Source organism: Flavobacterium gillisiae, from assembly GCF_900107635.1.
GTDB lineage: Bacteria > Bacteroidota > Bacteroidia > Flavobacteriales > Flavobacteriaceae > Flavobacterium > Flavobacterium gillisiae.
This window is the reverse complement of record NZ_FNRD01000002.1, coordinates 84,949-104,104: the sequence shown is the minus strand read 5'-3', so window position 1 is coordinate 104,104 and position 19,156 is coordinate 84,949. Positions and strand designations below refer to the sequence as shown.

The 19,156-nt window shown below is 35.0% G+C and carries 18 protein-coding genes; 2 read left to right on the top strand and 16 right to left on the bottom strand.

Annotated elements, in window-relative coordinates; all coding sequences use genetic code 11:
* Positions 1 to 6: 6 nt before the first annotated feature.
* The 14 genes from nuoL to aspS form a co-directional block, all read right to left on the bottom strand.
* Positions 7 to 1,890 (bottom strand): NADH-quinone oxidoreductase subunit L, encoded by a 1,884-nt coding sequence (gene nuoL, locus BLV35_RS03990; RefSeq protein ID WP_091085103.1) that lies wholly within the window; start codon positions 1,888 to 1,890, stop codon positions 7 to 9.
* Between the two features lie 6 nt (positions 1,891 to 1,896).
* Positions 1,897 to 2,217, bottom strand: coding sequence for an NADH-quinone oxidoreductase subunit NuoK (gene nuoK, locus BLV35_RS03985; RefSeq protein ID WP_074723985.1), 321 nt, complete (start codon positions 2,215 to 2,217; stop codon positions 1,897 to 1,899).
* A 1-nt stretch (position 2,218) separates the two neighbouring features.
* Positions 2,219 to 2,731 carry an NADH-quinone oxidoreductase subunit J family protein gene (locus BLV35_RS03980; protein WP_091085098.1) on the bottom strand — a complete coding sequence of 171 codons (513 nt, stop codon included), beginning with the start codon at positions 2,729 to 2,731 and terminating at the stop codon, positions 2,219 to 2,221.
* Positions 2,731 to 3,276, bottom strand: a complete 546-nt coding sequence (locus BLV35_RS03975) for a NuoI/complex I 23 kDa subunit family protein (protein ID WP_091085094.1) — start codon at positions 3,274 to 3,276, stop codon at positions 2,731 to 2,733. The genes BLV35_RS03980 and BLV35_RS03975 overlap by 1 nt, the downstream gene beginning before the upstream one ends.
* A gap of 110 nt (positions 3,277 to 3,386) precedes the next feature.
* Positions 3,387 to 4,439, bottom strand: coding sequence for an NADH-quinone oxidoreductase subunit NuoH (gene nuoH / locus BLV35_RS03970; RefSeq protein WP_074723988.1), 1,053 nt, complete (start codon positions 4,437 to 4,439; stop codon positions 3,387 to 3,389).
* Positions 4,440 to 4,442: 3 nt separating this feature from the next.
* Positions 4,443 to 5,492, bottom strand: a complete 1,050-nt coding sequence (locus tag BLV35_RS03965; RefSeq protein ID WP_091085090.1) for an NADH-quinone oxidoreductase subunit G — start codon at positions 5,490 to 5,492, stop codon at positions 4,443 to 4,445.
* An 86-nt stretch (positions 5,493 to 5,578) separates the two neighbouring features.
* Positions 5,579 to 6,946, bottom strand: a complete 1,368-nt coding sequence (nuoF, locus tag BLV35_RS03960; RefSeq protein WP_091085088.1) for an NADH-quinone oxidoreductase subunit NuoF — start codon at positions 6,944 to 6,946, stop codon at positions 5,579 to 5,581.
* A gap of 1 nt (position 6,947) precedes the next feature.
* Entirely contained in the window at positions 6,948 to 7,478 is a 531-nt protein-coding gene (locus tag BLV35_RS03955; protein ID WP_091085086.1) for an NADH-quinone oxidoreductase subunit NuoE family protein, read from the bottom strand.
* 50 nt (positions 7,479 to 7,528) lie between these two features.
* Positions 7,529 to 8,767, bottom strand: a complete 1,239-nt coding sequence (locus BLV35_RS03950) for an NADH-quinone oxidoreductase subunit D (protein ID WP_091085083.1) — start codon at positions 8,765 to 8,767, stop codon at positions 7,529 to 7,531.
* Positions 8,768 to 8,799: 32 nt separating this feature from the next.
* Positions 8,800 to 9,321, bottom strand: a complete 522-nt coding sequence (locus tag BLV35_RS03945) for an NADH-quinone oxidoreductase subunit C (protein ID WP_091085080.1) — start codon at positions 9,319 to 9,321, stop codon at positions 8,800 to 8,802.
* A 4-nt stretch (positions 9,322 to 9,325) separates the two neighbouring features.
* The gene (locus BLV35_RS03940) at positions 9,326 to 9,874 is read right to left on the bottom strand and encodes an NADH-quinone oxidoreductase subunit B (protein WP_074723994.1); all 549 of its coding nucleotides are present in this window, start codon (positions 9,872 to 9,874) and stop codon (positions 9,326 to 9,328) included.
* Between the two features lie 75 nt (positions 9,875 to 9,949).
* Positions 9,950 to 10,315: an NADH-quinone oxidoreductase subunit A gene (locus tag BLV35_RS03935; protein WP_091085077.1), complete on the bottom strand. Its 366-nt coding sequence runs from the start codon at positions 10,313 to 10,315 to the stop codon at positions 9,950 to 9,952.
* A 241-nt stretch (positions 10,316 to 10,556) separates the two neighbouring features.
* Positions 10,557 to 10,751, bottom strand: coding sequence for a cold-shock protein (locus BLV35_RS03930; RefSeq protein WP_007137066.1), 195 nt, complete (start codon positions 10,749 to 10,751; stop codon positions 10,557 to 10,559).
* A gap of 126 nt (positions 10,752 to 10,877) precedes the next feature.
* Complete coding sequence (aspS, locus tag BLV35_RS03925; protein WP_091085073.1) at positions 10,878 to 12,629, bottom strand: aspartate--tRNA ligase; 1,752 nt, start codon at positions 12,627 to 12,629, stop codon at positions 10,878 to 10,880.
* Positions 12,630 to 12,880: 251 nt separating this feature from the next.
* On the opposite strand from aspS, the gene BLV35_RS03920 reads away from it, so the two are divergent.
* Together BLV35_RS03920 and BLV35_RS03915 are read left to right on the top strand one after the other, a co-directional pair.
* Entirely contained in the window at positions 12,881 to 13,885 is a 1,005-nt protein-coding gene (locus BLV35_RS03920) for a TlpA family protein disulfide reductase (RefSeq protein ID WP_091085070.1), read from the top strand.
* A gap of 352 nt (positions 13,886 to 14,237) precedes the next feature.
* Positions 14,238 to 14,585 (top strand): toxin-antitoxin system YwqK family antitoxin, encoded by a 348-nt coding sequence (locus tag BLV35_RS03915; protein ID WP_091085067.1) that lies wholly within the window; start codon positions 14,238 to 14,240, stop codon positions 14,583 to 14,585.
* 265 nt (positions 14,586 to 14,850) lie between these two features.
* On the opposite strand, the gene BLV35_RS03910 is transcribed toward BLV35_RS03915, so the two are convergent.
* Entirely contained in the window at positions 14,851 to 18,027 is a 3,177-nt protein-coding gene (locus tag BLV35_RS03910; RefSeq protein ID WP_091085065.1) for an efflux RND transporter permease subunit, read from the bottom strand.
* Positions 18,028 to 18,090: 63 nt separating this feature from the next.
* A complete protein-coding gene (locus BLV35_RS03905) occupies positions 18,091 to 19,155 on the bottom strand; it encodes an efflux RND transporter periplasmic adaptor subunit (RefSeq protein WP_091085061.1) in 1,065 nt (354 codons plus the stop codon).
* Position 19,156: the final 1 nt, after the last annotated feature.

Sequence of the window (19,156 nt, the reverse complement as noted above, 5' to 3'; positions counted from 1 at the left end):
ATAAAATTATTGAGCTAAAAATAAATAGATTACAATGGCACACATGCCTAAAACAAACGCAAAAAGATAACGTCCGATACTTCCGTTTTGTATTTTTTTACCTTGAAAACCTATTTCGTTGGTTACTTGTCCTAATCCAAAAACTAGAGAGGTCAAAGTGGTTTCTACATAGTCTCTAAAGAATTTTGATAAGCCGTTGATTGATTTCACGAATAAAAAGTCATAGATTTCATCTACATAATATTTATCGTATAACACTTTTGTAAAACCAGTAATTGCAGCATCTTCTGCAGGAACTTGATTTTGTTTGATGTATTTGGCGTAAGCAATTCCGATTCCTACTAATCCACCTATAACGGCAACTAGCATCAATGCATATTCAGTTGTACCAAAGTGGTGTTCCTCTGTAGCTACTTTTGTAAATAAAGGGGCAAGGTATTCGTTCAACCAACTGTTAGTAGGTAAACTTATCAGTCCACCTAATGTTGCTAAAATTGCCAAAACAATTAAAGGAAACGTTATCAAAGCAGGACTTTCATGTAAATGACTTTTTTGTTCTGCGGTACCTCTGAATTCTTTGAAGAAAGTAAGGTATAACAATCTAAACATATAGAAAGCGGTCATTAACGATGCTAATGAAGAAATGAACCAAAGTATTTTGTTGTGTTCAAAAGCCACCATCAAAATTTCATCTTTCGAGAAAAACCCAGAAAAAGGAGGGATTCCTGATATTGCTAATGAAGAGATTAAAAAGGTAACAAATGTTATTGTCATTACTTTTTTCAATCCACCCATTTTACGCATGTCTTGTTCTCCGTGCAATGCATGAATAACAGATCCAGAACCCAAGAACAAACATGCTTTAAAGAATGCGTGTGTGATTACGTGGAAAACCGCTACTTCGTATGCTCCAAGACCTAATGCCAAAAACATTAATCCTAGTTGTGAAACAGTAGAATAAGCAAGTACTTTTTTAATATCGGTTTGAACCAAAGCGATTGTTGCAGCTACAAGAGACGTAACAGCACCAACAATAGCAATAATGTTTTGTACGTCTGGAGCTAAATCAAATACAAAGTTTAATCTAGTAATCATAAAGATACCTGCAGTTACCATTGTTGCAGCATGTATTAATGCTGAAACTGGTGTTGGACCCGCCATTGCATCCGGCAACCAAGTGTATAATGGAATTTGTGCTGATTTTCCACAAGCTCCAATGAATAGAGCAAAAGCAGCAGCAGAAATCCAATACATATTTAAATCTGTAGCACCAGCGATAGCTGTTTTTAAAGTAGCATAATCTAATGTAGAGAATAAAGATCCTATAATGAAGATTCCAATTAATAGACCTAAATCTCCAATTCTGTTCATGATGAATGCTTTTTTAGCCGCATCATTGAATTCTTGGTTTTTATGCCAAAATCCAATTAGAAGGTAAGAACAAAGTCCAACGCCTTCCCAACCGATGAACAAGACTAATAAGTTACTTCCAATTACCAAAGTAATCATGAAGAAGATAAAAAGGTTCAGATAAGCAAAGTACTTATGCATGTTCTCGTCATCATGCATATAGCTGATGGAGTACATATGTATCAGAGCGCCAATTCCTGTAACAAAAAGCAGCCATAAGATTGACAATTGGTCTAATAGAAAACCAAAATCTACTTTAAAGTTGCTGATTTGAATCCAATCAAAAAGCGAAATTTGAATTCCCTCAGGATTTGCAACAATTACTGCGAAGAAATAAGCTGAAGCCAAAAAGGAAGTGAAAACAGCAAGGGTTCCAATAACTCCAGAAGTTGTCTTTCCGATGCTTTTTCCAAAGAAAACATTAAATAAAAATCCTAAAAAAGGAGCAAGTAATAAGAGTAAAGCTAAATTCGTATTCATTATAGTTTATCCTTTTAAGTTTTTTAAATTATTGATGTCAATTGAGCCTAAATTCCTAAAAATAGAAACTAGAATGGCTAAACCTACAGCAACTTCAGCAGCAGCTACAGCCATAGAGAAAAAGACAAAAATTTGTCCTTGTGCATCTTGGTGATAAGTCGAAAATGCAACAAACAAAAGATTGACTGCATTCAGCATAATTTCGATAGACATAAATACGATAATTGCATTTCGTCTGTATAAAACTCCAAAGACCCCAATACAAAAAAGTATCGTAGAAAGGAAAATGTAGTTTTCGATGCCTATTTCATTTAAAATATTGTTCATGTTATTTCTCTGTTTTTTCTTTTTTAGACAATAAAACCGTTCCAATCATCGCTACTAAAAGCAATATAGAGGCAAATTCAAACGGAACCATATACTCATTCAATAAGACTTTACCTAATACTTTTATAGATTGGTAATCCTCTCCAGTAGTGATATATTCTCCAACGATAGGTTTAGAATTAATGAAAACCAAAATCAAAACGATGCAGATTAAGCAAAAAGAAACAATTGCTCCTAATCGTGTAATTCTAGGTTTATGAACTTCATTTTCTTTATTCAAGTTCATCAACATTATGGTGAATAAGAATAAAATCATAATCGCTCCAGAGTAAACAATGATGTGAACAATGGCTAGAAACTGCGAATTTAAAAGTAAATAATGTCCTGCAATCGAGAAAAAACAGATAACAAGCCATAAAGCACTGTGAATTGGATTTCTACTAAAGATGGCTAAAAAAGCGGTAGCAATAGAGACAGCTGCTAAAACACAAAAGATAATTAGTATAGTTGACATTAGTTAGCGTTTTTAAGTTGTGCATTTTTCATTGCGATATCTAAAGGCATGACCAATTTATCTTTTCCATAAATGAAATCTTCTCTGTCATAACTAGAAGCAACTAGTGTTTTTGAGGTCGTCAAGTAGATGGCGTCTTTTGGACACGCTTCTTCGCACAAACCACAAAAAATACAACGCAACATATTGATTTCATATATCGAAGCATATTTCTCTTCTCTGTACAAATGCTTTTCCTCTGGTTTACGTTCTTCCGCTTTCATTGTGATCGCTTCTGCAGGACATGACAAAGCACATAATCCACAAGCAGTACAGTTTTCTCTACCTTGTTCATCACGTTTTAATTGGTGCTGACCACGGTAAACCGGACTCATTTCACGTACCTGTTCAGGATATTGTATGGTAACTTTTCTTGTAAACAAATGCTTAATTGTGATTATCATTCCTTTGACAATCGCAAGTAGATACATTTTTTCCAAAAAAGACATCTCTTTGTTAGAGACTACTTTTTTTCTTCCAGATAAGGATATCGTTTCTATTGACATTTTTTTGTTTTATTAGTAGCTTAATCCTGCTATTCGCTTCAATCTTTAATTCGCCGCGGCGAATTAAAGGATTTTCACTGCTATCAGGGCTAGGCATTTTTCACTCCTATTTAAAATCCTAAATAAATTGCTATTTCAGCTCTCAAAATTACAATTCCAGTAATAATGATATTGACGATCGAAAGTGGTATTAATATTCTCCATCCCAAATGCATTAGTTGATCGTATCTAAATCTTGGAATAGTCCATCTTACCCACATGTAAAGGAAAATGAAACCACATATTTTGATAAACAAAGCGACAATTCCTAATACATTAGCAAAGTTTACACCCCAGTTTTCTACTGCCCAACTCATTCCTGGATAGTTATATCCTCCAAAGAATAAAACAGCAAGAATAGTAGACGAGATAAACATATTAGCATATTCAGCAAATAAGTAGAAACCCATTTTCATGGAAGAATACTCTGTGTGGTATCCACCAATTAATTCTGTTTCACATTCTGCTAAATCAAATGGAGTTCGGTTTGTTTCTGCAAATGCACAGATTAAGAATATAAGGAACGACAACGGTTGGTAAAAAACATTCCAGTTCATCCCTGATTGTTGTAATGAGATTTCTCTCAAACTCAAAGTTCCGGTCATCATCAGTAAAGCGATCAATGAAAGTCCCATAGCCACCTCGTAAGAGATCATTTGAGAAGCCGCACGAACAGCACCAATTAATGAAAATTTATTGTTAGAAGCCCATCCACCAATCATGATTCCGTACACACCGATTGACATTACACCAATAAGGTAAAGTAAAGCAACATCAATGTCAGTTGCCTGTAAGATGATGTCTCTGCCAAAAAGATGAAAGTGATCACCCCAAGGGATGACGGCACTTGTCATTAAAGCAGTGGTCATCGCAAGGGCAGGCCCTGCAAAAAATAAAAATCGGTTGGGCGTATCTGGTTCAAATTCTTCTTTCGAAAATAATTTTAATCCATCTGCTAGTGGTTGTAATAATCCACCTTTTCCAGCTCTATTTGGACCGATACGATCTTGAAGCCAAGCGGCTACTTTTCTTTCAGCCAAAGTAGAATACATTGCCATTAGCATCGTAATTCCAAATACAACTAAAATAATAACGCTTTTTTCTATAATTATAGTACTATCCATTTTCTAAATGTTACCATGTTTAAAATCTGCCTCTTCGTCTTTATTCAAAGGGATAGCAGGCATGCTTATTTTCTTACGGTCTTGCTCTCTACCTTTTAGAATTCCTTCTTCGGTAGCGATTACAACTGTTTCCAGTTCTTGAGTGTAATTATTTTGATTGATAACAGAATCTTTGTCAAATGCTCTTGGCCCCTCAATAACCCAGTCAGCAGGGGTTTTGTGGTCAAAACGACATTCGTTACAAATGAATTCTTCTACTTCATGATAAACATCTTTACGTCCCGTAACTCTTTGAATTTCGTCTCCAAACATCCAAAGGGTTGTTTTTCCACAACATCCTGGAGTCGTACACTCTCTATGAGCATTGTATGGTTTGTTGAACCAAACTCTAGATTTAAACCTAAAAGTTTTATCCGTTAATGCACCTACTGGACACACATCAATCATATTTCCTGAAAACTCATTGTCGATTGCTTTAGAAATACAAGTTGAAATATTCGAATGATCTCCTCTGTCCATCACACCGTGCACACGATTGTCTGTCAATTGATCAGCAACCATTACACAACGATAACATAGAATACAACGATTCATGTGTAGTTGAATATTTGGACCAATGTTTTCTGGCTCAAATGTTCTTTTCTCCTCTATAAATCTACTTTTAGCTTTACCGTGTTCAAAACTTAAATCTTGTAAATCACATTCTCCCGCTTGGTCACAAACTGGACAATCTAGTGGGTGATTGATCAATAAAAATTCAGTTACTGATTCTCGAGCTTCTTTAACTCTGTCAGAAGATTTGCTGTTGATTTCCATACCATCCATGCATCCTGTAACACAGGAAGCCATTAGTTTTGGCATGGGTCTTGGATCTGCGTCGCTTCCTTTAGCAACTTCCACTAAACAACAACGGCATTTTCCACCGCTTCCTTTTAATTTTGAGTAGTAGCACATTGCTGGTGGCACAGATTCTCCACCTATCTTACGTGCTGCTTGCAGAATAGTTGTTCCTGGTTCTACTTCAATTGCTTGACCGTCTATTGTTACTTTCATTGTATTTTTGTTTGTATGTTTCAGGTTTAGCGTTTGAGGTTGTGTGAACCAAACTGAGAAACTTTAAACATTGAACTTTAAACTTATTATACTATTACTTTAGAAACTAAATGCTTTACTTTTTCAAAAGGTTCAGCAACAAAATGGTTTCTATTTTTTATTTTTTCTGGAAAACGAACATGGTATTCAAATTCATCTCTAAAGTGACGAATAGCTGCTGCTACTGGCCATGAAGCCGCGTCTCCTAGTGGACAAATTGTGTTTCCTTCAATTTTACTTTGAATACTCCATAGCAAATCAATATCTTCTTCACGTCCTTGACCGTTTTCAATACGCCACAACACTTTTTCTAACCATCCTGTACCTTCACGACATGGGGAACATTGTCCACAACTTTCATGATGATAAAAACGAGCAAAATTCCAAGTGTTACGCACGATGCAAGAAGTGTCATCATAAACAATGAATCCTCCAGAACCTAACATCGATCCTGTTGCAAATCCACCATCACTTAACGATTCGTAGGACATTAAACGATCTTCGCCGTTCGCTGTTTTGTATATTAAATCGGCTGGTAAAATGGGCACTGATGAACCTCCTGGTACTAATGCCTTCAAAGGTCGGTCTGAACTCATTCCTCCTAAATATTCATCTGAATTCATGAATTCGTAAACACTTAGTCCTAATTCAATTTCGTAAACACCAGGGTTTTTTATATGTCCTGAAGCTGAAATTAATTTAGTTCCAGTAGATCTTCCGATTCCAATTTTTGCATATTCATCACCAGAATTGTTCACAATCCATGGCACTGATGCAATAGTTTCAACATTATTTACCACTGTTGGGTTAGCCCATAAACCTGATACTGCAGGAAATGGTGGCTTGATACGAGGATTTCCTCTTTTTCCTTCCAATGATTCAATAAGAGCGGTTTCTTCACCACAAATGTAGGCTCCAGCACCACAATGAACATAAAGTTCTAAGTCGTATCCTGTTCCTAATATGTTTTTTCCTAACCAACCAGCAGCTTTCGCTTCGGCAATGGCTCTTTCTAGGATTTTATAAACCCACATGTATTCACCACGAATGTAGATGTACGATAGGTTTGCACCCAAAGCAAAACTGGAAGTAATCATTCCTTCGATCAATAAATGGGGAATAAATTCCATCAAGTAGCGATCTTTAAACGTTCCCGGTTCAGATTCATCTGCATTACAAACTAAATGTCTCGGTTTTCCTGATTTTTTATCAATAAAACTCCATTTCAATCCAGCAGGGAATCCAGCACCACCACGACCACGAAGTCCTGATGCTTTAACTTGCTCAACAACTTCGTCAGGAGTCATTGCTTTCATTGCTTTTTCCACTGAAGCGTAACCACCGTTTTGGCGATATACTTCATAGGTTTTGATTCCTGGAATCTTGATTTTGTCTAATAATATCTTTTTTGACATATTATTTATCGTGTAATATTATTTTATTATCTCGGCAATCAACGATTAATTGATCGATTTTTTCCTTTGTAAGATGCTCTTTGTAAAAATCGCCTAATTGCATCATAGGTGCATAACCACATGCTCCTAAACATTCTACGCCTTTTACTTCAAAAAGTCCGTCTGCAGTAATTTCTCCTGTTTTCACACCTAGCTTTTCGCAAGTGTAGTCCATCAAATCTTCGGTTCCATTTAAGCAACATGGAGAAGTGTGACAAAACTCAAAAAGGAATTTTCCAACAGGTTTTTGATTGTACATCGAATAGAACGAAACAACCTCATATACCTCAATTGGTAATATTTGGATGATCTCAGCTACCTTATTCATCAATTCAGTACTCAACCAATTGTCGTGAGCATCTTGAACTTCATGTAAAACAGGTAATAAAGCTGATTTTCTTTTGTCTTCTGGGTAATGACTAATTAATTCATTGATGCGAGTCATCAATGCTTCAGTCATATTTATTTCTTGTTTGTAATGTGTTCTTTCCATTTTTCTTTTAAATCTGAAATCTAAAATCGTTATTCTTCAATCTGAAATCTCTATGCGTCTAATTCTCCTGCAATTACATTTAAACTTGATAAAATAACAATCGCATCAGATAATAATGCTCCTTTTATCATTTCTGGATAAGCTTGATAGTAAATAAAACAAGGTCTTCTAAAATGCAGTCTATATGGAGTACGACTTCCGTCAGTTACTAAATAAAAACCTAATTCTCCATTTCCACCTTCAACAGGATGGTATATTTCTGCAACTGGAACAGGAACTTCTCCCATTACAATTTTGAAGTGATATATTAAGGACTCCATACTAGTGTAAACATCCTCTTTTGGAGGAAGGTAATAGTCAGGAACATCAGCATGAAAATCGTTTCCTTCTGGCATTTTTGCTAATGCTTGTCGAATAATACTTAAACTTTCCCAAACTTCGGCATTACGAACACAAAAACGATCGTAAGTATCTCCAGATTTACCAACAGGAATGATAAAATCAAAATCTTCGTAAGAACTATAAGGTTGTGCGACACGTACATCGTAATCAACACCTGCAGCACGTAAGTTAGGCCCTGTAAATCCGTAGGAAACTGCTTGTTCAGCAGATATTGGCCCTACATTTATGGTACGATCCATGAAAATTCTATTTCTTTCGAATAGATTTTCAAATTCTTTCCAGGCAACTGGAAATTCTTCTAAAAACACATCTAATTTTCTGAAAGCTTCAGGCGACCAATCTCTTTCGAAACCGCCAATTCTTCCCATATTAGTTGTTAATCGAGCGCCACAAATTTCTTCGTAAATCTCGTATACTTTCTCTCTAAATTGGAAAACGTAAAGAAATCCAGTATAGGCACCTGTATCCACTCCTAAAATGGAGTTACAAATAAGGTGATCCGTGATTCTTGCCAATTCCATTACAATAACCCTTAAATACTGAGCACGTTTTGGCACTTCAATATCCAATAATTTTTCTAAAGTCATCCACCATCCCATATTATTGATAGGAGAGGAGCAATAGTTCATTCGGTCTGTAAGAGGGGTAATTTGGTAAAAAGGACGGTTTTCTGCAATTTTTTCAAAAGCGCGGTGTATGTAACCAATAGTTGGTTCTGCTTCTAAAATACGTTCCCCATCCATCAACAAAATATTTTGAAAGATTCCGTGTGTAGCTGGGTGAGTAGGACCTAAATTTAGGATGGAAAGCTCGCTTCCATCTTCATTTAGCTTCTCTTTCATTATTTTAGCATAGCGATGCTCCGGTGGTAATAATAGTTCTGACATTTATAGAATGTGAAAAATTATAGATTGTTTTTTTAGCAATTGTCGATTGTTCTACCGAAAAAACGGTCGTCTTTATCTGTTCGTCCGCCATCTTCCAATGGAAACTCTTTACGCATAGGAAATGAAATCATTTCATCCATGTTCAAAATACGTTTCAACTGAGGATGACCTATGAAATCTACTCCGTAAAAATCAAAAGTCTCTCTTTCCATCCAGTTTGCACTTAGGAAAATGTTAGATATTGTTTTTATCTCCGGTTTTTCACCATTGATAAAAGTTTTGATTTTGACACGTTTGTTGTCGTACCAATTGTGCATGTGATACACGATTGTAAATTGTCTGTCAACTTCATTATCTGGATAATGTATTCCACATAGGTCAGTTAAAAAATTAAAACGCAGTAATGGATCGTTTTTCAAAAAAAGAATGATTGCTGTGATTTTATCAGCAGCTACTTCAAATGAAAAGATATCTTTCTCTTGATTAAAGTGAAAAACGTGCTCACCAAACGTTTCGGTTAATTTATCTTGAATATCTGTATTTTCTAATGCCATGTCGTTATTTGATATTATAAGAGGCCAATAATTCTTGGTACTCCGGAGAACTTCTTCTTCTTACAGATTCCGATCTAACCAATTCTTGCAATTTCATTACGCCATCGACAATTTGCTCTGGTCTTGGAGGACAACCTGGTACATAAACGTCAACTGGTATTACTTTGTCAATCCCTTGAAGAACGGAGTAAGTATCAAAAATACCCCCTGAAGATGCACAAGCACCAACCGCAATAACCCATCTTGGTTCTGACATTTGTTCGTATACCTGACGTAAAATAGGAGCCATTTTTTTAGAAATAGTACCCATTACCATTAGCATATCTGCTTGACGAGGAGAAAAACTCACACGCTCAGAGCCAAATCGTGCTAAATCATAATGTGAAGCCATGGTAGCCATGAATTCAATACCACAACATGAAGTTGCAAAGGGTAACGGCCAAAGTGAATTGGCACGAGCCATACCTACAACGTCATTTAGTTTTGTGGCGAAAAATCCTTCTCCAACAACCCCTTCTGGCGGCTCAACCATTTTTATACTTGAATTACTCATTTTTTTGTATTTTGAATTAGAAAATTTGAATTAGAAACTAACAAAAGTCTACAATTCAATATTTATAATAAATTCTTATTCCCACTCTAGCGCTTTCTTTTTGATGATGTAGAAAAACCCCACTAAAAGCAAAAGCATGAATATGACCATTTTGACCATTCCTTCCATTCCTAATTCTTTGAAATTGATTGCCCATGGATATAGAAAGATAACTTCTACATCAAACAAGACAAACAAAATCGCAACAAGAAAGTATTTCACAGAGAATGGAATACGTGCATTTCCTATGGATTCAACTCCACACTCAAAGTTTTTGTCTTTGATTTCTGACTTTCTTTTTGGGCCTAATTTCCCAGAAACAATAATAGTTCCCACTACAAAACCGGCAGCTAATAAAAACTGTATTAAAATCGGAATATAACTTAACTGATCAGATTGCATAATTAATGATTTTTACGTGCTAAAATAAGCAACAAAGATAGGTTTCAAGGAATTAAAACACAAGTGTAATACAAAATTTAGTTGCATTGAGAATCAAAGTACTTCCTAATTTTTAATGATTATAAATAATATTTTAAATTCTCTTTTTTAGTAGTTGCCTTTTAAGGTATAAGCCAAAAAAAAACGTTCCGAAATAAATCGGAACGTTTTAAACATTCGTAGGCAAAAAATAAATTTTTGCTTAGATAACTGCTACTTTCGCAGCAACTTTTCCTTTTCTTCCTTCTTCTTCTTCATAGCTAACTCTGTCACCTTCGCGTAATTCTTCCGCGTTGATTCCTGAAGCGTGAACAAAAATGTCTTTTCCTGTTTCTTCGTCTGTAATGAATCCGTAACCTTTTGATTCATTGAAAAATTTAACTGTACCTGTACGCATTGTAATAGTAATAATAATTTATAATGGAGCAAATGTAATATTTAATATCATATGATTGTTAATAAATATTCTTTTTTTTCGAAAATAATTGATATTCAACGTTTTCGGGTAATTTTTACCGATGAACTACTGAACACTTAATTTTATATGAAGCTCTTTCAACTGTGATTCATCAATTGCCGATGGTGCATCAATCATAACATCTCTTCCAGAATTATTCTTTGGAAAGGCGATAAAATCACGAATGGTTTCCTGTCCTCCAAGAATAGCAACTAATCTATCTAGTCCAAAAGCCAGTCCTCCGTGCGGTGGAGCTCCAAACTGAAATGCGTCCATTAAGAACCCAAACTGCTCTTTTGCTTGTTCCGGTGTGAATCCAAGATATTTAAACATTAGTTGTTGCGTTGCTTTATCATGAATACGAATAGATCCACCTCCGATTTCATTTCCATTCAAAACCATATCATAAGCATTAGCGCGTACTTTTCCGGGATCTGTTTCTAATAAATGCATGTCTTCCGGTTTAGGAGAGGTAAACGGATGGTGCATGGCGTGGTAACGACCACTTTCTTCGTCAAATTCTAATAATGGAAAATCAACTACCCAAAGCGGTGCAAATACTGCCGGATTTCGCAACCCTAAACGAGTAGCTAATTCCATACGCAATGCGCTTAATTGTGTTCTTGTTTTATCGGCAGGACCAGAGAGAACAAAAATCATATCACCTGCTTTTGCTCCGGTTGTCTTTGCCCAGTTACTTAAGTCATCTTGATCGTAGAATTTATCTACAGATGATTTAAATGTTCCGTCTTCATTACATTTCACATAAACCATACCTGAAGCACCTACTTGCGGACGCTTTACCCATTCGATTAAAGCATCGATTTCTTTTCTGGTATAGTTTCCAACACCGGGAGCTGCAATACCAACAACTAACTCTGCTGCATTGAAAACAGGGAATTCCTTGTTTTGTGCCACTTCGTTTAATTCTCCAAATTCCATTCCGAAACGGATGTCCGGTTTGTCATTTCCGTACGTTTTAATAGCGTAGTCGTACGTTATACGAGGAAATTTAGCTACATCAACTCCTTTTATTTCTTTCAATAAATGTCTCGTAAGCCCTTCAAAAACATTCAGAATGTCTTCTTGTTCTACAAATGCCATTTCGCAATCTATTTGCGTAAACTCGGGTTGTCTGTCTGCGCGTAAATCTTCGTCACGGAAACATTTGACTATTTGGAAATATTTGTCCATTCCACCTACCATCAATAACTGCTTGAAGGTTTGAGGAGATTGTGGCAAAGCGTAAAACTGTCCTTCATTCATTCGAGAAGGAACAACAAAATCGCGCGCTCCCTCAGGAGTTGATTTGATTAAGTATGGTGTTTCTACTTCACAGAAATCTAAATCAGAAAGGTACTTTCGTACTTCCATTGCTACTTTGTGACGAAAAAGCAAACTGTTTTTTACCGGATTTCTTCTTATATCGAGATAACGGTATTTCATTCGAATGTCCTCTCCACCATCAGTTTCATCTTCGATAGTGAAAGGAGGCGTTAAGGCAGCATTTAATATAGTTAGTTCTGTAACAAATAGTTCAATATCCCCAGTTGGTAAATTCGGGTTTTTAGACTCTCTTTCTATTACTTTTCCTTTAACCTGGATTACGAATTCGCGACCCAATGTTTTTGCTAATTCAAAGACAATTTTATCTGAACGACCTTCATCGAATATCAACTGAGTGATTCCATAACGGTCACGCAAATCTACCCAATTCATGAATCCTTTGTCTCTGGATTTTTGAACCCAACCGGCAAGAGTAACTTCAGTATTTATATGTGAGGCGTTGAGTTCGCCACAGTTATGACTTCTATACATTTTATTTATTTTTATATGCTGTTTTTACTAATGCAAAATACCTAAAGCCCACCGGGCTTCCTCCTTTTAATTTTAAATGCCACAATTATGACTTCTATGACATTATCAAAATTTTAGGATACAAAAGTAACCACAAAAATTAAATTAATGCCCAAAACGGCGAAACTTCAAGAAATTAATTTTTTGTTAATTTATTATTTGGCATCAATAAAATAAATTAGATTTGATTAACAGTAAAAAAACTACATTTTATGAGAAAATTATTTTTTATTACATTGGCACTAGTTTGCACTTTTAACGGTATCGGGCAGAAGAAAGCAACAGTTTCTTTTAAAGCCGAGATTGCGAACAGGAATACGGATTCGATTATTTTTCGAAATAGGAATGATGGAAAGGAAATTAAAAAGATGTTTATTGGTGCAGATGGAATTTTTAAGGGTTCTTTTGCTGTTGAAGAAGGTTTTTATATGCTTTTTGACGGAAAGGAATATACCGAGCTTTTTTTAAAAAACGGATACGATTTGAATCTTAAAATGAATGCTCAAGAATTTGACGAGTCCATAGTGTATTCAGGAATAGGCGCTGGCGAGAACAACTTTTTGGCACAGTATACTGTAGAAGAAGCAAAATACGATTATAATGGACTTTTAGCTTCTAGCGAAGAAGTCTTTACGAAGTTGGTTAAGGAGAAAAAGACGACCGATTTTTTGAAATTGGATAATAAGAAATTAGATCCTGTTTTTGTAGCGTTGCAAAAGAAAAACATAGAAATAGTTTTGGAAAGGGGGACTCAATATTATAAGCAAGTACTAGAAACGAGGAAATTAAATGGTTCAACCGCACCATCTTTTAATTATGATAACTATGCTGGAGGGAAAACGAAGCTCGAAGATTTTAAGGGAAAATATGTTTATATCGATGTTTGGGCTACCTGGTGTGGACCTTGTCTTGGTGAAATTCCGTTTTTAAAAAAGGTAGAAGAAAAATACGCTGGTGAAAACATTGCTTTTTTGAGCATCTCCATTGATAAATTAAAGGATATCGAAAAATGGAAATCGATGGTAAAAAGCAAAGAACTGGGCGGAGTTCAGGTTTTTGCTGATAATGACTGGAATTCCCAGTTTGTCAAAGATTTGAATATTGTAGGGATTCCAAGATTTATCCTTATAGATCCCAATGGAAAAATCGTGAAAGCCGATGCCGCGAGACCGTCGTCTCCTGATCTTGAGAAAGAACTAGACGTGCTTTTAAATTAAGGATTTTTATTGGTTGGAAAAAAGTGTTCGACATAGATCGAATACAATAGTTTAAATAGACTTATAATTAATTTGATTATAATGAGCTCGATATTGTATCGGGCTCATTTTTTTTAATAGTTGTTTTTATCTGTTTTAGTGTGAATTGAGGTTCAAATTTAACTCCCCACTATTTCATTGAATTACTTTCGTAAGAATCCCCAATAAAGGAAGGTTTTTTGTAATTAGAGAGGGTTGCTTTTTATTTTCCAATGTTAAGCTTTCTTCTAATGTTATTAAATTGTTACCAAATTGTGTTTTAAATGTAAATAATATTTTATATTTGTTAGAGAAACATTTAAAAATCAACACAATGAAAAAATATATAATGATTGCCGCAGTGTTACTTTCAGGAATGATGTTCGCACAAAACACAAAACCAAAGTTGGAAGCTGTTGGGAAATTAGTTAAAGCAACCTATTTCCACGATAATGGTAAGGTACAACAAGAAGGTTTCTATAAAAACGGTAAACTACAGGGAGAATGGACTTCTTACGATACTAATGGTGTTAAAACAGCTATAGCAACATATGATAAAGGTCAAAAAACAGGGAAGTGGTTTTTCTGGAATGATACTGTATTAAGCGAAGTTGATTACTCAAATAATCAAATCGCTTCTGTTAAAAATTGGAAACACGATGCTTTAGTTATTGCTGAATAAGTAAAAAAATCATAAGAATAAAAAAGGCTTCCGTAATTTACGGAAGCCTTTTTTAGTTAAGGAGAAGCATGATTGTCTTTCTACTAAAGAGGTTATTTTATAGCAAACGAATAGATGTTTTAGTTCAAAGAATTCTTGTGTAATGTCTATGTAATATGAAAACAGTACAATGCAAGTGAACTAAATTGAATATACAATCGGTATTAAATTAAAAGGCCTATTCAAATTAATGAATAGGCCTTTTAAGATTTATTTAAAAGTATACTTAAAGTGTATGTGCTGGATTAAAACCATCTTCGCTTAATTCTTTATGATCGTAATCAGCAACCATTTCAGCTTCATAATCTACTTTGTCCCCTTTACTAAACTTGCTAATTAATTTTTCCATGATTTCATAAATCACAGGAACAATAACTAAAGTCAAGAACAATGAACTAATTAATCCTCCAATAATTACCCATGCTAAACCGTTTTTCCATTCTGCTCCAGCTCCAGAAGCCAATGCAATTGGGAACATTCCAAAAACCATCGCAATAGTCGTCATTAAAATAGGACGTAAACGAGCGTGATTTGCTTGGATTAATGCTGTTCTGATACTTTCACCAGCAGCTCTTCTTTGGTTTGTATAATCAACAAGCATGATGGCATTCTTACACACCAGACCAATTAACATAATGATACCCAAAATTGTAAATATATTTAAAGTGTTGTTTGTTAAGGCTAATGCTAATAATGCTCCAATAAATGAAAGCGGAATTGAGAACAGTACCACAAACGGATGAACAAAACTATCATAAAGTCCAACCATTACTAGATATACTAAAACAATTGCAGCTAATAATGCAATTCCCAAAGTACCAAAACCTTCACTTTGGTTTTCTTGATCCCCACCCCAAATGTAGTTTACACCTACAGGTTTTTCAAGCTTGTCAAGTTTCTCTTGCCATTGTGCTACAATCGTTCCAGAAGCAACCCCAACATTTTGTCCTTGTACGGTTACCGATGCTGTTTTATCTCTACGCTCTAATTGACTAGGTCCAGAACCTTCTGTGATAGCAGCAAACTGAGATAGCTTAATTTGTTGACCTAAGTTATTTATGAAAATCAAATTACCTACATCAGTGATGCTTTTTCTATCAAAAGCATTGTATTTAATGTTGATATCATATTCATATTCACCAGCTCTAAATTTTCCGTCAGTGTTACCACTATATGCTGTTTGCATGGTCTTACCCACAGTTTGAAGTGTTAAACCTAATGCAGACATTTTATCACGGTCCACTTGAACGTTGATTTCTGGATTTCCATCTTCAACCGTTAATTTAATCTCTGTTGTTCCTGGAATAGTTCGTAATTCGGCTTCAGCCAATTTAGCAAATTTCATTGCACTTTCTACAGAAGGTCCAGTTACGATTAATCCCAAAGTTGCGTTTTCGGCAGTTCCTAAAATACCTACGGGAACTGTTTTTACTTTGGCACCTACTAAAACTTTTTCTAGTTTACGTTTGATTTTTGCAGCATATACTGATGCACCATCGCTACGTTCGCTTTGCTCAATCATTTTCACATCAATCTCTGCTTTGTAAGCAGTTGCTTGAGAAGCACCAAAACCTTCAGAAGTTTGTCCTACTGTTGTAATCTGACTGTGAACATATTCTTCGTTTTTTAAGAAAGCTTCTGCTTTTTGAGTCATGAAATTCGTTTGCTCTAGTGAAGCATCTTTTGGCATTTCAATTTGAACTAAAAACTCTCCACTATCTGAAGCAGCAAAGAATTCTCCACCAATGAAACCTCCCCCAAGTAATCCTATTGTAGATCCAAAGAATAAAACCAATACCACAGCAATAGTTTTGAAGTAATGATCTAAACACCAAGTTAACAATCCTGAAACCCAGTTTGTGAAACGTGTTAAGTAGCTTTCGAATCCTAGAATAACTCTTCCAAATGCGTTTTTACCTTCAATATGTTCTAGCTTTCCATAACGGGAAGACAACCACGGTATAATTGTAAATGACGCTAAAAGAGAGAATAATGTAGATATAATTACCGTTACACAAAATTGCGTAATAATATTAGATACTAATCCTGAACTCATTGCGATAGGTAAAAATACTACCACGATTACTAAGGTAATCGAAGTTACTGTTCCACCAATTTCGGCAGTTCCTTCATAAGCGGCACGTACACGGTTTTTACCCATTTCCATATGCCTGTAAATATTTTCCAATACCACAATGGCATCATCGACCAGAATACCTACTACGAGTGATAGTCCTAATAAACTCATTAAGTTTAAAGTGTATCCTAAAAGATAAATTCCGATAAAAGTAGCAATCAAGGAAGCGGGAATCGAAACCATTACAATTAATGAGTTACGTATACTGTGCAAGAAAAACAACATTACAATTGCTACTAATATAACTGCAATTAATAAATCGTGTAATACGGAGTCTGCAGCTTCTAAGGTGTAAACTGTACTGTCTTTTGCAATTTCTAATTTTAATTCATTGGACTTATAATCAGTTTCCAATGCTTTAATACTTTTTACTAGCTCTTCACTTACCGCAACAGCATTTGCATCAGATTGTTTGATTATTTGTAAAATGATGGCGCTTTTTTGATCTACACGCGAGATTTTTTCAGCTATTTTTTGAGCATCTTGTACGTCAGCAATATCTTTTAAACGAATCTCGATTCCGTCTTTAGAGGAAACAACTAAGTTTCTTAATTCGTCAACACTTTTATACTTACCCGCTAAACGAATTAATATTTTTTGATTACGAGTTTGGATATTTCCAGTAGGGAAATCTAAGTTTGACGTTAAAATAGTTTGTTGAACGGCAGGAATAGAAAGGTTGTAGCCTTGCATTTTATTAGCATCCAAGTTGACCTGAATTTCACGTTCTTGACCTCCAATAATGTTTACTTGAGCAACACCTTCAACACGAGATAATACAGGGGTGATTTTTTTATCAATTAAGTCATAAAATTCGGCTTCGTCCATTTTTCCGTTTGCACCAATAGTCATAATTGGTAAATCACTTAACGAGAATTTAGTTAGTGATGGCGTTTCGGCATCATTTGGTAAGTCGCTAATTAATTGATTGATTTTTCGTTGTGCATCATTCATCGAAACATCAATTTTTGCATTTGATGTCAATGTAATCGATACAATAGATAAACTTTCGTAAGACTTAGAATCAATCTTTTTGATATTCTCTAAGGAGGCGATTCCGTCTTCAATCTTTTTTGTAACGGTATTTTCTATTTCACTAGGAGAAGCTCCTGGATAAATAGTCGAGATTGTAATTACATTCTGCTCGAATTTCGGAATCAATTCATAGCCTAGCTGGCTATAACTGAATAGCCCACCAAGTATTAGAATTGTAAATAATACAATTACTAACGACGGACGTTTTATGGATACTTCTGCTAATTTCATATGTTTTTATTTAGTTTGACCTAAGGGATAGTAAATAATTAAGTATAGTTCTTGAATCTAAAACTACTTGATAATTTCTACTAGGCTACCGTCTTGTAAGTTGATTTGTCCTGTAGTAATTACAGCCTCTCCATCAGATAAACCGTCTACTATCTCTACTTGTTCACCTAAAATTCTTCCAGCAACTACTTTTTTCAGTTTAGCTTTTCCATTTTCAACAACAAATACTTGATTGCTATTCACGCTTCCTACAAAAGCATTTCTGGGAACTACTTTTAATTCTTGGGTTTGTTTAGATCCAAAGTTAGCGGTACCGTACATTCCTGCTTTTAGGTTGCTGTCTGTATTGTTTGCTATTTCAATTTCAACAGCAAAATTTAAGCTTTCGTCTGCTTTTGCGGCGATGAAAATGATTTTACCAGTAAATACTTTATCTGGAAAAACACTTGCAGATACAGTAACAGGGCTTCCTGTTTTTAAACTAGCTACCTGAGTTTCATTAACAGTAACTTTTAATTTAAGTTTAGAAACATTCACAATGTCAAACATTGCGCTAGCTGGCATTCCAGTCAATATAGAACCTGGTTCAATGTATTTTTTATTAATGAATCCTTTAATAGGTGCTTTTAGTCTAGTGTCACCTACATTAATATTAGCTTGTTTTAAATTAGCTCCAGCATTAGTCAATGCTAATTTTGCTTGGTCTAATTGTTGTTTTGTAACACCACCTGTTTTAAAAGCATTTTCATATCTAGCGTAATCAGCTTTAGCATTGTCATAAGATGCTTTAGCGGTTTGTGCATTAACATTTATAACGTCACTTCTTACGATTACTAATGTCTGTCCAACGTTCACATAATCACCTTCTTTAACTAAAACACTAATTACTTTTCCAGATTTTTCTGCAGAAAAAGTTAATTCTTGTATTGGTTCAAAGTTACCATTAGCCATAAAGTCTAAAGAAATGGCTTCTGTTTTTACTTGTGTTGTTTTAACGGATACTGCTGCATTATTTTGAGCAACGATATCTGTTTTAGCTTTGTTTTCTTCTTTGTTTTTTGTTAAAACATAACCTATTACTGCTAAGACAGTAACAATTGCCAGTACTATTGTAATATTCTTTTTCATG

What these genes read in the sequence shown, in the direction of transcription:
- nuoL (WP_091085103.1), bottom strand. Translation starts at nt 1,890, where the DNA reads ATGAATACGAATTTAGCTTTACTCTTATTACTTGCTCCTTTTTTAGGA.
- nuoK (WP_074723985.1), bottom strand. Translation starts at nt 2,217, where the DNA reads ATGAACAATATTTTAAATGAAATAGGCATCGAAAACTACATTTTCCTT.
- BLV35_RS03980 (WP_091085098.1), bottom strand. Translation starts at nt 2,731, where the DNA reads ATGTCAACTATACTAATTATCTTTTGTGTTTTAGCAGCTGTCTCTATT.
- BLV35_RS03975 (WP_091085094.1), bottom strand. Translation starts at nt 3,276, where the DNA reads ATGTCAATAGAAACGATATCCTTATCTGGAAGAAAAAAAGTAGTCTCT.
- nuoH (WP_074723988.1), bottom strand. Translation starts at nt 4,439, where the DNA reads ATGGATAGTACTATAATTATAGAAAAAAGCGTTATTATTTTAGTTGTA.
- BLV35_RS03965 (WP_091085090.1), bottom strand. Translation starts at nt 5,492, where the DNA reads ATGAAAGTAACAATAGACGGTCAAGCAATTGAAGTAGAACCAGGAACA.
- nuoF (WP_091085088.1), bottom strand. Translation starts at nt 6,946, where the DNA reads ATGTCAAAAAAGATATTATTAGACAAAATCAAGATTCCAGGAATCAAA.
- BLV35_RS03955 (WP_091085086.1), bottom strand. Translation starts at nt 7,478, where the DNA reads ATGGAAAGAACACATTACAAACAAGAAATAAATATGACTGAAGCATTG.
- BLV35_RS03950 (WP_091085083.1), bottom strand. Translation starts at nt 8,767, where the DNA reads ATGTCAGAACTATTATTACCACCGGAGCATCGCTATGCTAAAATAATG.
- BLV35_RS03945 (WP_091085080.1), bottom strand. Translation starts at nt 9,321, where the DNA reads ATGGCATTAGAAAATACAGATATTCAAGATAAATTAACCGAAACGTTT.
- BLV35_RS03940 (WP_074723994.1), bottom strand. Translation starts at nt 9,874, where the DNA reads ATGAGTAATTCAAGTATAAAAATGGTTGAGCCGCCAGAAGGGGTTGTT.
- BLV35_RS03935 (WP_091085077.1), bottom strand. Translation starts at nt 10,315, where the DNA reads ATGCAATCTGATCAGTTAAGTTATATTCCGATTTTAATACAGTTTTTA.
- BLV35_RS03930 (WP_007137066.1), bottom strand. Translation starts at nt 10,751, where the DNA reads ATGCGTACAGGTACAGTTAAATTTTTCAATGAATCAAAAGGTTACGGA.
- aspS (WP_091085073.1), bottom strand. Translation starts at nt 12,629, where the DNA reads ATGTATAGAAGTCATAACTGTGGCGAACTCAACGCCTCACATATAAAT.
- BLV35_RS03920 (WP_091085070.1), top strand. Translation starts at nt 12,881, where the DNA reads ATGAGAAAATTATTTTTTATTACATTGGCACTAGTTTGCACTTTTAAC.
- BLV35_RS03915 (WP_091085067.1), top strand. Translation starts at nt 14,238, where the DNA reads ATGAAAAAATATATAATGATTGCCGCAGTGTTACTTTCAGGAATGATG.
- BLV35_RS03910 (WP_091085065.1), bottom strand. Translation starts at nt 18,027, where the DNA reads ATGAAATTAGCAGAAGTATCCATAAAACGTCCGTCGTTAGTAATTGTA.
- BLV35_RS03905 (WP_091085061.1), bottom strand. Translation starts at nt 19,155, where the DNA reads ATGAAAAAGAATATTACAATAGTACTGGCAATTGTTACTGTCTTAGCA.